We start from the raw sequence: 12,826 nt of genomic DNA on the forward strand, positions 1-12,826 counted from the left end.
GCGAACGCCCCAAAAGGTGACTTTAAGTTCCATCCGATCCGGCTTCTTCACGGAAAACCAGTTTCTAAATAGCATCATAGCTGACGCCCTGAAACCCAGATATTACGCTATCGACCCGATATTAAAAGACATCTTCGTTAAATTTTGTCGGTAAATCTGTATTCTGCTGAAAGCCACGATGGTGCAGAATACGCCAATCAGGGGAGCGGTTGTAGGATTTACGGCGGATTGAATGATGAATTCCAAAGGTTTACAGGATTTTCTCCATATTCGCTGCGGCTCGGATCTCGCGCAACCGTTGCAAAAAGCGGGGTTGCCCGGCGCGTATCTCGCCTGGGTCGATCCGGTCTGTGATGGACCGACTCCTGAAGGTTTAACCGATGATTCATATCGGGCTGCGCGGGCGCGCTTCATCGCCGACCGCTACGGCGAGATCCTCGCAGCGGTTCTGGGGCAGTTGATCGATCAGGATCGGGCGCTGGCGCGGGCCGATGATTTCGCCGAAGTGGTGATTTGGGTGGAGCATGATCTGTTCGATCAATCCATTCTCGTGCGCTTGCTCGCCTGGTTCGCCGATCATCCGCACCGGGCGCTGACGTTGGTTCAGGCCGATGACTTCTTAGGACGGCAGACGCCCGACGCTTTGACGCGCCTATTCGAAGCCCGGCGGCGCGTGACCGTCTCGGAACTGAAACTCGGCGGCTATCTGTGGGAGCTTTGGTGCGCCCCCGATCCGCGCCCGCTGGAAGCGCTGGCAACCATTCTCGACGATCCGGCCCGGCGGCCCGAGGGGGTCAGCCTGCCGCATCTGCCCGCTGCCCTGCGCCGCCACCTCGCCAATCTGCCCGGTAGCCGCGACGGGCTGAGCATGACCGAGCGGCTGGCCTTGCGGGCGGTCGCCGATGGCGCCGAGACCGCCGGGGCGATCTTCGCCTCGGTCTGCCTGCAAGAGCCGGCGGCGTGGTTGGGGGATATGATGTTCTATCCGGTGCTGCGCGACCTTAGCCGCGCGCCGTTCGCGCTGTTGGAACAGGCCGACGACCGCTACCGGCTCACCCCCATCGGCGGGGCGGTGGTGATGGGGCAGATGGATGCGCTCCAGTTCGGCAGCCAGCCCCGCTGGATCGGCGGTTGCGCGCTCGAGTCGCCCCCTCAGTTCCGCTGGGATCAACAGGAAGAGCGTGTGGTCGAGGGGCCAAATTTAGGCTAATCTTCCCCTAACAATAACGTAAAGGGGAGGCTCCACTATGCTCGGTTCCATGATGAATCGCCCGCTGCTGATCGCGCCGCTACTGAAACACGCCGCGCGCTGGAATGGCGGGCAGGAAATCGTAAGCCGCCGCTGCGAAGGCGATCTTCATCGCTACACCTATGCCGATTCCTATCGCCGCGTCGGCCAATTGGCCCATGCTTTGAGCGATTTTGGCATTGTGCTGGGCGACCGGGTGGCGACGCTGGCGTGGAACACTTATCGGCATCTGGAGCTTTATTTCGGCGTATCGGGCATCGGGGCGGTCTGCCATACGATCAACCCGCGCCTGTTCCCCGATCAAATCGCCTATATCATCAATCACGCCGAAGACCGGATTCTCTGCCTCGATCTCACCTTCGTGCCGCTGATGGAGAAGCTGGCGGCCCATTGCCCAAAGATCGAAGCCTATGTGATCCTCACCGACCGCGCCCATATGCCGGAAACCAGCCTGCCAAATGCGCTGAGCTATGAGGAATGGATCGCGGGCCGACCGGAAAGCTTCGACTGGCCGGAGTTCCCGGAAACCACGGCGTCGAGCCTCTGCTATACCTCCGGCACCACCGGCAACCCGAAGGGCGTGCTCTATACGCACCGCTCCAGCGTGCTGCATTCTTATGGGATTGCTATGCCCGACGTGTTCAACGTCTCGCGCGCCTCCTGCATTCTGCCCGCAGTGCCGATGTTCCATGTGAACGCCTGGGGCGTGCCCTATATGGCCCCGCTGATCGGCGCGAAGCTGGTCCTACCCGGCCCGGCGCTGGCGGGGGCACCGATGGCCGAGTTGATCGCCACGGAAGGCGTAACCCTAATGGCGGGCGTGCCGACGATCTGGCGCATGCTGCTCGATCATCTGAAAGCGACAGGGCAGCGGCTGGATGCGGTGGACCGGGTCGTCATCGGCGGGGCCGCCTGCCCGCCGGGGATGATCCAGGAGTTCGATGATCTTGGCACGTATGTTCTGCACGCCTGGGGCATGACCGAAACCAGCCCGCTCGGCACCGCGAATAATCTGACGCCCGCCGAGCATGATTTGCCGCAAGATCAGCGCACCGCGCGGCAACTCAAGCAGGGGCGCGTCGTCTCGGGCGTCGATCTGCGCATCACCGGCACCGAGGGCGAGGATCTGCCCCACGATGGCAAAGCCTTCGGGGATCTGTGGATTCAGGGCCATTGGATCGCCAGCGCCTATTTCGGCCGCGACGATGACCCCGCCTTTAAAGACGGCTGGTTCATGACCGGGGACGTGGCGACCATCGACCCGGAAGGGCGTATGCAAATCGTCGACCGCAGCAAGGATGTCATCAAATCCGGCGGCGAGTGGATCAGCACCATCGAGCTTGAGAATATCGCGGCTCCATGCCCGGCATCGCCGAAGCCGCCGTCGTTGGCTTAAAGCATCCGAAATGGGACGAACGCCCGCTGCTGCTCTGTGTCCGCAAAGCCGATTCGACGACGACGAAGGAACAGGTGCTGGCGGGCTATGAAGGCCGTATCGCGAAATGGTGGCTGCCCGACGATGTGGTTTTCGTTGAAGGCCTGCCCCATACCGCGACGGGCAAACTGCTGAAAACCAAACTGCGCGAAGAGTTTAGCAGCTATTATTTCGATACGGTGGGCGCGGCGTGACCGCAGGAGGCGCTGCCTCCTGCACCTCCGGTTAAGGGGCGATTGCCCCTTAACGATCCCGCGTGCTCAGGCGAGCGCCGCCAGAATCTCCCCGTGCAGTTCGGCGGTGGCGGCGGCGATAATGCTGCCGTTGCTGTGAATGGTCAGCGGCTTGCCGTCCCAATCGGTGATGGTCGCGCCCGCCTGTTCCAGCACCGGCACCAGCGCGCAATAGTCGTAGGGTTGCAGCGAGGTTTCGACCATCGCATCAATATGGCCCCCGGCGATCAGCCCCGCCGCAAAACAGTCGAGGCCGAAGCGGCGTTCTTTCGCGCGGGTTTCGAGCCGTGCGAAGGCCTCGCGCTGGGTGCCCTTGAACATATCGGGGCTGGTGGCAAACAGATAGGCGTCGGCAAGCTTCGTGCAGGCGCGGGCGTGGCAGGGCTCGCCGTTCCACGTGGTCGGCAGGCCGATGCCGCCGATCCAACGCTCGCCCAGGGCCGGGTGATCGACGATGCCGAAAATCGGGCGGCCTTGGTAGCAGAGCGAGATCAGCACGCCGAAGGTTGGCACCCCGCAGATGAAGGCGCGGGTGCCGTCGATGGGGTCCAGCACCCAAACGTAATCGGCATCGGTGCGGTCAGCCCCATGTTCCTCGCCGAGAATGCCGTGATCGGGCAGCGTTTCGGCCAGGATCTTGCGCATGGCCGCTTCAATCGTCTGATCGGCAATCGTCACCGGCGATAGGTCCGACTTGGTATCGATAGCGAGACGCGAGCGGAAATAATGGCGCGCGATGGGGCGGGCGGCGTCGGCCAAGGCAATGCCGGTTTCGAGCCAAGCGGGGGAGACGGCGGGCAGGGACATCGGAACCTCAGAAAGGCAGTTTCAGAATAAAACAAGAACGTCCACCCCGGAAAGCTGCTCATCAGATGTGCAAGTGCTGCATTCACAGCGTGCTTTTGGTGATTGACGCTCCCGCATAGGCCAGCGCACGATACACGCATCCACTTTCGGAAAAAGCAGAATTTCGGCGCGCATTCTCGTCAATGCCCGTTGGCTTTGGCGTTCTTCCCCCGGCATTGGCAGGTTTTTTGATGGCTCAGGTGCTTTCGGCTCAATCCTCGCGCGATGCCGTTTTAACCGGCATCGCCTGTATGTGCGGCGCGGCGGGCCTGTTCACGATTATGGATTTTCTCATCAAGGTGATGGCCACGTCCGGCTATCACACGTTTCAGATTCTGTTTGCGCGCAGCCTGTTCGCCATGATCCCGGTGCTGTGGATCGTGCAGCGCGCGGGCGGCTTCCGCATTCTGCGCACCCGGAACCCGAAATTGCACCTGATGCGCTGTTGCTTCGGCGCGGTGTCGATGGTGTGCTTCTTCACCGCCTATAAATATTTGCCGGTGTCGGGGGTGGTCGCGCTTGGGTTTTCGGCCCCCCTGTTTATGACCGCGCTTTCCGGTGTCCTGGGGGGCGATAAGGTGAAGCTCGCCCATTGGCTTGCGGTTTTGGTGGGGTTTGCGGGCGTGCTCTATATTGTCCAGCCGGGGGGTGATAGTTTCAGCCTCTGGTCGCTGCTGCCGATTTGCGGCGCGCTGACCTATGCCGTGGTGAGCGTGCTCATTCGCCGGATCGGCTCCACCGAACCTGCCGTGGTCACGGTTTTCTATTTCACCAGTTTCACGACGGTGCTCGGCGTACTCGCGCTGCCGTTCATTGGGATCTGGCCGCAAAGCTTTTACGATCTCGCCGTCATGGTCGGCGTCGGGCTGATCGGCGGCGTGGCGCAGGTGCTGATGACGCGCGCCTTCACCCTCGCGCCCGTTTCGGTCATCGGGCCGTTCGATTATACCGCGATGCTATGGGCGGTGGCGATTGAAGCGCTCATTTTAGGCATTCTGCCGACCGGCACCGTCGTGCTGGGCAGCGCGATCGTTATTGCCAGCGGACTCTATATCTTGTATCGCGAAGCTCGGGTGGCCAAATAAGGCGGCCCCAAGCTTGGATTGTGAGTGATGAAACTAGGCGTGTCCAACAAGGCAACCGCATCGAAGGCGAATAGTTGGTGGGATGTGATCCGGCAAGTGACGATTGCGATTGTCATCGCGCTCGGCATTCGCTCCTTCTTCGCCGAGCCGTTCAACATCCCCTCGGGTTCGATGATTCCGACGCTGTTGGTGGGCGATTACGTCTTCGTTACGAAATATTCCTATGGGTATAGCCGCCATTCCTTCCCGCTGAGCCCGCCGATTTTCTCGGGCCGCACGTCCGACACGCTGCCCGCGCGCGGCGACGTGGCAGTGTTCAAAACCCCGCAGGATAATAAGACCGACTATATCAAGCGCGTCGTCGGCCTGCCGGGCGACCGGGTGCAGATGCGCGAAGGGCGGCTCTATATCAACGACAAGCTGGTCGACCGCCGCTTCGTCGAGGATTACGTCTACCGCACTGAATCGGGCTATACGATCCGCACGCGCCGCTACGAAGAAACGCTGCCGGGCAACCGCAAGCACACCATCATCGAACAGTCGGACGCCGGGCCGCTCGATAATACCCGTGTGTACGAGGTGCCCGCCGGGCATTTATTCATGATGGGCGATAATCGTGACGGGTCGGAAGATAGCCGCGCCTCGGTGGGCTTCGTTCCGGTGGAAAACCTCGTCGGCAAGGCTCAGGTGATCTGGCTGTCGGTCGATGGCTCGCTGTTCCGCTTCTGGGAACTGCCGTGGACGCTGCGCTTCAACCGGATCGGGCAAGGGCTGGACTAAGGCCGCATGACCGCCCGCGCTCGGATAACCGCCCCCCCCAGCCAATCGTCGACGCGCCTAATGGCGCAGATCGGCTATGAGTTCAAGAACCCCGATCTGCTGGCGCAGGCGCTCATCCACGCCTCGGCGGTGGGGCGGCACGATCGCGGCAACGAGCGCTTGGAATTCCTGGGCGACCGGGTGTTGGGCCTCGTCATCGCCGAAACCCTGTTCGGGGCGCGCAATGAGGCCGAAGGCGATTTAGCGCGGCGCTTGGCGCATTTGGTGAAGCGCGATGCGCTGGCCGACATCGCCAAAAAGCTGCACCTGGGCGATTATCTGACCTTCGCTAAAAACGATCAGAAAGACGTTCACCGCCTGAACGCCAATATTCTGGCCGACGCGCTGGAAGCGGTGATCGCGGCGCTGTATTTGGATGGCGGGCTTGAGCCTGCGCGCAGCTTTATCCAGCGCTTCTGGGCCGATCTTCTGAAACCGGGCTCGGCCCCGCCGACCGATAATAAAACCAAATTGCAGGAATGGGCGCTGGCGCGCGGTCTGCCGTTGCCCGCCTATACTGTCGTGGCGCAGGATGGGCCACCACACGCGCCGGTCTTCGACGTGGCCGTGCATATCGAAGGGTTCGGCGACGCCAGGGGCACGGCCCCTCCAAAAAAACCGCCGAACAAGGAGCTGCTGAAGCCATGCTAACCCGGATTACCCGATGACCGACCAGGACCAATCTTCCGAAACCGCCCATCCGAACGGGCCGGAGAATGCCCGCTGCGGCTTCGTTTCGCTGGTCGGCTCGCCGAACGCTGGGAAGTCGACGCTGCTCAACGCCCTGGTGGGCGCAAAAATCTCCATCGTTACGCCGAAAGCCCAAACCACCCGCGCCCGTACACTCGGGATTGCGATGGTGGCGGAAACCCAGATCGTGCTGGTCGACACACCCGGCATTTTCTCCGGCGCGAAACGGCGTCTGGAGCGCTCGATGATCTCGGCGGCTTGGGAAAGCACCCAGAATGTCGATGCGGTGCTCTATCTCATCGACGCGCGCAAGGGCCTCAATGAGGAGCAAGACGCGATTCTGGAAGGGCTGGCCAAGTCGAAAGCGCCGCTGATTCTGGTCTTGAACAAGGTCGATCTGGTGGATCGGCCGAAGCTGCTGGAACTCTCCCAGGCCATCCATGCCCGCGTAAATTTCGCCTCGACTTTCATGATTAGCGCGCTGTCGGGCTCCGGCGTGAAGGATGTTCTGACCGATCTCGCTAAGCGCATGCCGAAAGGCCCGTGGCACTATCCCGACGACCAACTCGCCGACACCTCCCTGCGCCTGATGGCGGCAGAGTTGACGCGCGAGCAGCTCTTCATGCAGTTGCAGGACGAATTGCCCTATAGCCTCGTCGTCGAAACCGATCAGTGGAATGACCGGCCCGACGGCTCAGTGCGGATCGAACAGACGATCACGCTGGAACGGCCGGGGCAAAAGATGATCGTCATCGGCGCCAATGGCCAGAAGATCAAATCCATCGGCCAGGCCGCGCGCCGGGAAATGATGAAGCATTTCGAGCGCACGGTTCACCTGTTTCTGCACGTCAAAGTGCGCGAGAATTGGACCGAAGACCGCTCGATTTACGCCTCGCTCGGCCTGAACTTCAAAGCGTAAGGCTCCGATGCGCTGGCGCGATCAGGGCTATATCCTATCGCTGCGGCCCCAGGGCGAGTCGGGCATGGTGGTGAGCCTGCTGACCGATAGCTACGGGCGTCACTTGGGTTTTCATCGCGGCTCCCCCGCGAAACTGCCGTGGCGACAACCGGGAACGCGCGTAGTGGCGGCCTGGAATAGCCGGATGGACAGCGGCCTCGGCTATTGGGCGTTGGAGCCGGAGGAAACCCCGGCATTGCGCTACTTCGGCCAAGCCCCCAAACTGCTGGCGCTGGCCTCGGCAATGGCCTTGATCGATGCGCTCTTGCCGGAACGCATGCCGGTGCCGGAGGTTTTTGCGGCCTGCGCGTATTTCCTCGCCGGGCTCGACGGCAATGATTGGTTGGAACGCTACGGCGTTTTTGGAAGAAGCCTTGTTGCAGGAAGCGGGGGCGCACCCCGGCCTTACTTTCGGCGAGGGGGCGGACCGGCTGCACCGCATCACGCCGGCACTGACCGAAACCGCGCAGACCTTGGGGCGCCCGCTGCCGATGGCGCGCGGGCTGTTGCTGGGGGCAATCCTGCCGCGCTAGGCAAACCCCGCGCGGCTTGACCGCGCTAGGCAAACACTGCCTCTCCAATCCCGTCTTACAAATGCCTATGATGCGCGCATCTCAGACGCTTTCGGGATGCGCCCTATGGTACTCCACGCTCTTGCCCGCACCGCGCTGGTCGCTTCCGCCCTCGGGCTTTTCTCGTCCGGGGCCTTCGCCCAGGCCATGACCTGCGGCCCCGCCACGCTGGGGGTCCGCGCCTGTCAGGCCGAAACCACCTGTTCGTGCGAGCTTTCGACCGGCGGCACCCTCACCGGCAAGCCGCCCGGCTATTTCTGGAACTGCTCGATCTTGGCGGCGAAATGCACGGCGGGGCCGAGCATGAGCCTGATTAATACCCCTGGTGCGGTGCCCGGCGGGGGACAATCGACCGGGGCCGGAATGCCGTCCGTCCGCCAGCTTCAGTCGGTGCTGAAAGCGCGGGGCTTCGATCCGGGCGCGGTCGATGGGAAAATGGGCAGCCGCACCCGCCGGGCTATCGAAGAATGGCAGAATTCGGTCGGCGCACCCGCAACCGGCAAGATGACGGTGGACCAATGGCAGCGCCTGCAATCCTAGCGGCGCTGCTCGCCCTGGGGCTGACGGTCAGCGCGCAGGCGGCGGTGTCGCCGGAAACGGTCGATGGTTTTGCCGAAATTACTGGCGGCAGCACGCTTCGGCTCGGCATCGAAACAATCCGCCTGCACGGCATTGTGACCGCATCGGTGGGCAGCGCGGTCGAGATCGAGGCGCGCGGCTGGTTGCACCGGCGCATCGCCTCCCGGCGGATTTATTGCCACTTCGATCCGACTGCCGCCCTGGTGGAGCGCGCCCGTAGCGGCATGTGTGAAATCGAGGGGCTCGATATTTCAGCGCTGATGGTCGAAGCCGGAATGGCGGTCGATTGCCCCGCCACCAGCAAGGGCCGCTACAAGCTTCAGCAGCAGCGCGCCGAGGCGGCAGGGTTCAACATGAACGAACGCATCCCTCTCCCGGCAAGCTGCGGGAGCGGGGCTAAAAAACCGGCGAAGAAGAAAGCTTAGCTCCCAACCCGCAAGAACAGCGGGCGGCGGAAGTCATCGTCGCCAGGAACGCGGGTCGGCAGCAGGGCATTGGTCATATCGCCGACGAGCGCCTGCGCCTTCGTGCCCTCAATCCCGGCGGCATCGATGACATCGCCCACGGTGGAGGAGAGCGCCGAGGGGCCGCGACAATAGGCGGCAACCGCGCGCACCGGCTCGGTCGGCGAGGGCGGGGCGATGGTGAAGCCAGGTTTCAGCCCGCACAGCCGATCCGCCGGATAAATCGGGTCCGGCCCGAAGGCCAGAACCAGCCGCGCGGCAAGGCCCTCTTGATCGGCCGGGGAGGCGGCGCGCCAAGCGAGGTTGGCCGTGTAATGAGTGGGGAGGGCCGCGAGCAGCGCCCGTTCGGCACGGGCCTTATCGGTCGCGGGAACAACGCCCGAGAAAATCACTGGCACGGCCCCGCGTGCGGCGGAAATAGAGAGATCGGTACGCGTGTAGGCGGAACTGATATCGGTTTGGCTGACGCGCGTCATGCCCGACGGGGCACAGCTCGGAAGCATCAGCACCGCCGCCGTAAGCGCCGTCAAAAATTTCGTCTTGGTCTTCATGATGCGCTTTATATGGCGATTTCGGCCCGGCGCATCAAGGAAAACGGGTCAGCGTTCCGCGCGGGTCTGCCATTCGGCGGAAAGCCCCTCCCGGTAGGTGGGATAGCGCAGGGACACGCCTAATTCCGCCTTAATCTTCTGGTTCTTCAAGCGCTTATTCTCGGCATAGAAGCTGCGCGCCATCGGCGAAAGTTGGGCGTCTTCGAACGGCACCAGCGGCGGTACGGCGATGCCCGCGAGCGTGCAGGCGTAGGCGATCACCTCCTGCGGCGGGGCGGGTTCGTCGTCGGCGAGATTATAGGCGGCACCGGGATTGGGTTTTTGCCAGGAAGCCCAGAGGGTTGCCGCGATATCCTCCACATGGATGCGGTTGAACACTTGCCCCGGCTTCTCGACGCGCTGCGCCCGGCCCGCCAGCACGGTTTCGAGCGCCGACCGGCCCGGCCCATAAATGCCGCTGAGGCGGAAGAGATGTACCGGCAATCCAGAAGCCTCGGCCAGTTTCAGCCAGGCGGCTTCGGCCTCAACCCGGCGGCGACCGCGTTCGGTGGTCGGGGCGAGTGGGGCGGTTTCGTCGATCCAAGCGCCGTTCGCCTCGCCATAGACGCCGGTGGTCGAGAGATAGCCGATCCAGCGCGCGGCGCTTTGGGCCAGGATCGGGGCATATCGTTGCAGAACCGGATCGTCCCCCGCCTCGGTCGGCGCGACCGACGAGAGGATCGCCCCTGCGCTCAACAAGCTGTCGTCTGGCACCGCATCGAACAGGAAGGGCTCGATGTTTTCGGCGCGCATCTGCTTGAGTTTGCTGGGATCGCGCGTCGTGCCGATCACATGGCCGCCCGCGTCCAGCCACAAACGCGCGGCAGCCTGGGCGGAAAAGCCGTAGCCAAAACAAAAAAGCGGCGGCAAAGCATCTTGAGACTGGGTCATAGGGACTATATAGGCTGCTAGGATCGAATTCCCAAGGAAGCCAGCGTGCGCGCCTTCGTCTTTTTTTTCTCTCGGCCTGACCATTCTTGCGGTTGGAGCCTTGGCCGCGACGCCGAAGCAACCGCAGCGGTCCTTGTCGCTCGGCGGCGCGGAGGCGGTGCGCTATGAGAACTGCCTCCGCCTCACCGCGCAAGACCCGCTGCAAGCCCATGAAACCGCCCGCACCTGGGCCGAACAGGGGGGCGGGCTGGCCGCGCGCCACTGCGCTGCTGTCGCAATGATCCGCTATGGTCGCCCCGAATATGCCGCGCCCGATCTGGAAGCGCTTGCGGCCGAAGCGGCGGCCAAAACGCCCCGATCTCGCGCCCGATCTCTATGCTCAAGCGGCGCAGGCGTGGCTGCTGGCGCGCGATGCTAGCCGGGCCTTGCCGCTTCAGTCGGAAGCCCTAAAGCGCCGCCCGCGCGATGTGGATTTCCTGATTGATCGCGCCATCATCCGCCTCGCGCTGAAGCAATCGTGGGAAGCGATTGACGATCTCAATAGCGCGCTAGAGCTTGCCCCGCGCCGCGCCGACGCTTTGGTCTATCGCGCCTCGGCCTACCGGCTGCTCGGCACGGCGGATCTTGCTGAGGAGGATGTCGCCCGTGCCCTCGTTCAACGCCCGAATGCGCCCGATGCTTTAGCCGAACGCGGGGCCGTGAAAGCCCTGAAGGGCGATAAGCCCGGCGCGCGGGCCGATTGGTTGCGGGTGCTGAGCCTCGATCCCGAGAGTGCGGCGGGCGATCAAGCCCGCGCCGGGCTCGAATCTATCGACGTAAAAAAGCCTTAAGCGGAAAGACCTGGAATGACCGACCCTTTGCTCTCCATCGCCGAGGCGCAGGCCGAACTCATCGAAACCTTTGAAGCGCTGCCCGACTGGCAGGAGCGCTACCAATATATCATCGATCTCGGCCAATCGCTCCCCGCGCTGCCTGCTGCGTTTCAAACCGAAGAGTATAAAGTGCGCGGTTGCCAGAGCCAGGTGTGGATCGCCTCCGAGCTTCGGGATGGTCGCCTGCACTTCCAGGCGGGGAGTGATGCCATCATCACGGCGGGGCTGATCGCGCTGCTGCTCTCGGTCTATGATAACCGCGTGCCGAAAGAGATTCTGACGACGCCGCCCGATTTCATCAAAGCCATCGGCCTGTCGCAGCATTTGAGCCCGAGCCGTAGCAATGGCCTGCTGTCGATGGTCCGGCGGATTTTTGAAAGTGCAACCAATGCCGCAGGTGAGGATGCTTCCGTACACGGATGAAATCCTTGGGCTTTCGATGCAGATTCCCCGCTTAGGGGCGCTGCCGCCCCCGGCTGCCTGCACCGAGGTTGTTAGCCCCGTCTGCGGCAGTCGCCTGACGCTGTTCAGCCGCGTTGAGGCCGGAAAAATCGCCGATTTCGCTTGGGGAATTGAAGCCTGTGCGCTTGGCCAAGCCAGTTGCGCCGTGATCGGCCCGCGCGCCTTGGGGGCGGAGGCAGGTTTCTTCAACACGCTCGCCGATGTGCTTGAAAAGCTTTTGAAATCGGACGATACCCTGCCTGAAGCCTGGTCCTGGCTCGCCCCCCTCGCAGCCGCCCGATCCGTCCCGCAGCGGCACGGATCGGTGCTCTTGCCCGTGCGGGCGTTTCAGCGCGCGCTTTCGTCTTCCGCCGGGAGCAAGTGACCGGCTTTACGGGCTTTTGCCGCGAGATAGCGGAAATTATGCGGGTTGCCGGGAAACGCGTGCTGAACCCGCTCACGCACTTCAATCCCGAACCCGGCGAGATGGCCGACTTTGCGGGGATTATTGGTCAGCAGGCGAATGGCGGGAACGTCCAACTGGCGCAGCATTTCGGCCGCGAGCGAAAAATCGCGCTCGTCGTTCTCGAACCCGAGCGTGGTATTGGCGTCGACCGTATCCATGCCGCCGTCTTGCAGCGTGTAGGCGCGGAGCTTATTGACGATGCCGATGCCGCGCCCCTCCTGCTGCAAATACAGAAGAATGCCGCCACCAGCGTCGTTCATCGTCACAATCGCGCCGCGCAACTGTTCGCCGCAGTCGCAGCGCAACGAGCCGAGCAGGTCGCCGGTGATGCAGGAGGAGTGCAGGCGCACCAGGGGGGCGTCCTGGCTCAGCGGATCGCCGATCAACAGCGCCAAATGATCGATGCCGGTCACTTGGTCGCGGAAGGAGATGACGCGGGTTTTCTCCGCCCCCGTCAGTGGAACTCGCGCGTCCGACAGGCGGCGCAAGCGCGGCTGGCCTTGCAGGGTTGCATCTAGAACGAGTTGGCGCGGCAGGCTGAGAAGCCCGTCTACCGGCCCGCGAGCGGCACCAGCAGAGCGGCGGGCAGCAGTTGCCCGGCTTTCATCAACCGAATGGCGGCATCGGCGACGGCGG

18 protein-coding genes are annotated in these 12,826 nt (G+C 63.0%); 14 read left to right on the plus strand and 4 right to left on the minus strand.

What is annotated here, in order from left to right; translation table 11 throughout:
- The first annotated feature begins 232 nt into the window (after window positions 1-232).
- The 3 genes from VZ95_RS04500 to VZ95_RS28495 are packed head-to-tail and all read left to right on the plus strand — an operon-like array spanning window position 233 to window position 2,878.
- Window positions 233-1,210 carry a hypothetical protein gene (locus VZ95_RS04500; RefSeq protein WP_045774814.1) on the plus strand — a complete coding sequence of 326 codons (978 nt, stop codon included), beginning with the start codon at window positions 233-235 and terminating at the stop codon, window positions 1,208-1,210.
- Window positions 1,211-1,247: 37 nt separating this feature from the next.
- Complete coding sequence (locus VZ95_RS04505) at window positions 1,248-2,645, plus strand: AMP-binding protein (protein WP_332307976.1); 1,398 nt, start codon at window positions 1,248-1,250, stop codon at window positions 2,643-2,645.
- Window positions 2,609-2,878 carry an AMP-binding enzyme gene (locus VZ95_RS28495; RefSeq protein WP_332307977.1) on the plus strand — a complete coding sequence of 90 codons (270 nt, stop codon included), beginning with the start codon at window positions 2,609-2,611 and terminating at the stop codon, window positions 2,876-2,878. Before VZ95_RS04505 ends, VZ95_RS28495 begins: the two co-directional genes overlap by 37 nt.
- 66 nt (window positions 2,879-2,944) lie before the next feature.
- Here VZ95_RS28495 and hisN read toward each other — a convergent pair whose 3' ends face one another.
- Window positions 2,945-3,724: a histidinol-phosphatase gene (gene hisN, locus VZ95_RS04510; protein WP_045774815.1), complete on the minus strand. Its 780-nt coding sequence runs from the start codon at window positions 3,722-3,724 to the stop codon at window positions 2,945-2,947.
- Window positions 3,725-3,954: 230 nt separating this feature from the next.
- Here hisN and VZ95_RS04515 point away from each other — a divergent pair, with 230 nt between their 5' ends.
- The 7 genes from VZ95_RS04515 to VZ95_RS04545 all read left to right on the plus strand — a co-directional run bounded on the left by VZ95_RS04515 (window position 3,955) and on the right by VZ95_RS04545 (window position 8,891).
- The gene (locus VZ95_RS04515) at window positions 3,955-4,848 is read left to right on the plus strand and encodes a DMT family transporter (RefSeq protein ID WP_045774824.1); all 894 of its coding nucleotides are present in this window, start codon (window positions 3,955-3,957) and stop codon (window positions 4,846-4,848) included.
- Window positions 4,849-4,875: 27 nt separating this feature from the next.
- Window positions 4,876-5,628, plus strand: a complete 753-nt coding sequence (gene lepB, locus VZ95_RS04520) for a signal peptidase I (protein WP_045774816.1) — start codon at window positions 4,876-4,878, stop codon at window positions 5,626-5,628.
- A 6-nt stretch (window positions 5,629-5,634) separates the two neighbouring features.
- On the plus strand, window positions 5,635-6,318 hold the full coding sequence (rnc, locus tag VZ95_RS04525) for a ribonuclease III (protein WP_332307978.1): 684 nt from the start codon (window positions 5,635-5,637) through the stop codon (window positions 6,316-6,318).
- A gap of 13 nt (window positions 6,319-6,331) precedes the next feature.
- Complete coding sequence (gene era / locus VZ95_RS04530; protein ID WP_045774817.1) at window positions 6,332-7,276, plus strand: GTPase Era; 945 nt, start codon at window positions 6,332-6,334, stop codon at window positions 7,274-7,276.
- Between the two features lie 7 nt (window positions 7,277-7,283).
- Window positions 7,284-7,868: a recombination protein O N-terminal domain-containing protein gene (locus VZ95_RS21570; protein WP_052711476.1), complete on the plus strand. Its 585-nt coding sequence runs from the start codon at window positions 7,284-7,286 to the stop codon at window positions 7,866-7,868.
- A gap of 85 nt (window positions 7,869-7,953) precedes the next feature.
- Window positions 7,954-8,427, plus strand: a complete 474-nt coding sequence (locus VZ95_RS21575; protein ID WP_052711477.1) for a peptidoglycan-binding domain-containing protein — start codon at window positions 7,954-7,956, stop codon at window positions 8,425-8,427.
- Window positions 8,406-8,891 carry a thermonuclease family protein gene (locus VZ95_RS04545; protein WP_045774818.1) on the plus strand — a complete coding sequence of 162 codons (486 nt, stop codon included), beginning with the start codon at window positions 8,406-8,408 and terminating at the stop codon, window positions 8,889-8,891. The genes VZ95_RS21575 and VZ95_RS04545 overlap by 22 nt, the downstream gene beginning before the upstream one ends.
- Here the strand turns inward: VZ95_RS04545 and VZ95_RS04550 are convergent.
- A complete protein-coding gene (locus VZ95_RS04550) occupies window positions 8,888-9,481 on the minus strand; it encodes a hypothetical protein (protein WP_045774819.1) in 594 nt (197 codons plus the stop codon). The two genes, VZ95_RS04545 and VZ95_RS04550, sit on opposite strands and share 4 nt — an antisense overlap.
- 48 nt (window positions 9,482-9,529) lie before the next feature.
- Window positions 9,530-10,411 (minus strand): SDR family oxidoreductase, encoded by an 882-nt coding sequence (locus tag VZ95_RS04555; protein WP_045774820.1) that lies wholly within the window; start codon window positions 10,409-10,411, stop codon window positions 9,530-9,532.
- Between the two features lie 100 nt (window positions 10,412-10,511).
- Between VZ95_RS04555 and VZ95_RS23840 the strand changes: the two genes are divergently transcribed.
- From VZ95_RS23840 to VZ95_RS04570, 4 genes are read left to right on the plus strand one after another with little or no spacing between them, the layout of a single operon-like run.
- The gene (locus VZ95_RS23840) at window positions 10,512-10,829 is read left to right on the plus strand and encodes a hypothetical protein (protein WP_156995048.1); all 318 of its coding nucleotides are present in this window, start codon (window positions 10,512-10,514) and stop codon (window positions 10,827-10,829) included.
- Complete coding sequence (locus VZ95_RS04560; protein WP_156995050.1) at window positions 10,738-11,241, plus strand: tetratricopeptide repeat protein; 504 nt, start codon at window positions 10,738-10,740, stop codon at window positions 11,239-11,241. Before VZ95_RS23840 ends, VZ95_RS04560 begins: the two co-directional genes overlap by 92 nt.
- Before the next feature lie 15 nt (window positions 11,242-11,256).
- On the plus strand, window positions 11,257-11,706 hold the full coding sequence (locus VZ95_RS04565; RefSeq protein ID WP_045774821.1) for a SufE family protein: 450 nt from the start codon (window positions 11,257-11,259) through the stop codon (window positions 11,704-11,706).
- A 16-nt stretch (window positions 11,707-11,722) separates the two neighbouring features.
- A complete protein-coding gene (locus VZ95_RS04570; RefSeq protein ID WP_052711479.1) occupies window positions 11,723-12,109 on the plus strand; it encodes an iron-sulfur cluster assembly scaffold protein in 387 nt (128 codons plus the stop codon).
- Here the strand turns inward: VZ95_RS04570 and VZ95_RS04575 are convergent.
- Window positions 12,073-12,826, minus strand: a 754-nt coding sequence (locus VZ95_RS04575) for a GTP cyclohydrolase II (protein ID WP_232302475.1), incomplete at its 5' end; no start/stop codon positions are given. The genes VZ95_RS04570 and VZ95_RS04575 overlap by 37 nt on opposite strands.

The organism is Elstera litoralis, assembly GCF_000963705.1.
In the GTDB taxonomy this organism is placed as follows: domain Bacteria; phylum Pseudomonadota; class Alphaproteobacteria; order Elsterales; family Elsteraceae; genus Elstera; species Elstera litoralis.

Excerpts from the sequence above, each read along its gene's own strand:
- VZ95_RS04500 (WP_045774814.1), top strand. The coding sequence starts at position 233 with ATGATGAATTCCAAAGGTTTACAGGATTTTCTCCATATTCGCTGCGGC.
- hisN (WP_045774815.1), bottom strand. The coding sequence starts at position 3,724 with ATGTCCCTGCCCGCCGTCTCCCCCGCTTGGCTCGAAACCGGCATTGCC.
- VZ95_RS04570 (WP_052711479.1), top strand. The coding sequence starts at position 11,723 with ATGCAGATTCCCCGCTTAGGGGCGCTGCCGCCCCCGGCTGCCTGCACC.
- VZ95_RS04565 (WP_045774821.1), top strand. The coding sequence starts at position 11,257 with ATGACCGACCCTTTGCTCTCCATCGCCGAGGCGCAGGCCGAACTCATC.
- VZ95_RS04515 (WP_045774824.1), top strand. The coding sequence starts at position 3,955 with ATGGCTCAGGTGCTTTCGGCTCAATCCTCGCGCGATGCCGTTTTAACC.
- VZ95_RS21575 (WP_052711477.1), top strand. The coding sequence starts at position 7,954 with ATGGTACTCCACGCTCTTGCCCGCACCGCGCTGGTCGCTTCCGCCCTC.
- VZ95_RS28495 (WP_332307977.1), top strand. The coding sequence starts at position 2,609 with ATGCCCGGCATCGCCGAAGCCGCCGTCGTTGGCTTAAAGCATCCGAAA.
- lepB (WP_045774816.1), top strand. The coding sequence starts at position 4,876 with ATGAAACTAGGCGTGTCCAACAAGGCAACCGCATCGAAGGCGAATAGT.
- VZ95_RS04555 (WP_045774820.1), bottom strand. The coding sequence starts at position 10,411 with ATGACCCAGTCTCAAGATGCTTTGCCGCCGCTTTTTTGTTTTGGCTAC.
- VZ95_RS21570 (WP_052711476.1), top strand. The coding sequence starts at position 7,284 with ATGCGCTGGCGCGATCAGGGCTATATCCTATCGCTGCGGCCCCAGGGC.
- VZ95_RS04550 (WP_045774819.1), bottom strand. The coding sequence starts at position 9,481 with ATGAAGACCAAGACGAAATTTTTGACGGCGCTTACGGCGGCGGTGCTG.
- rnc (WP_332307978.1), top strand. The coding sequence starts at position 5,635 with ATGACCGCCCGCGCTCGGATAACCGCCCCCCCCAGCCAATCGTCGACG.
- VZ95_RS04505 (WP_332307976.1), top strand. The coding sequence starts at position 1,248 with ATGCTCGGTTCCATGATGAATCGCCCGCTGCTGATCGCGCCGCTACTG.
- era (WP_045774817.1), top strand. The coding sequence starts at position 6,332 with ATGACCGACCAGGACCAATCTTCCGAAACCGCCCATCCGAACGGGCCG.
- VZ95_RS04545 (WP_045774818.1), top strand. The coding sequence starts at position 8,406 with ATGGCAGCGCCTGCAATCCTAGCGGCGCTGCTCGCCCTGGGGCTGACG.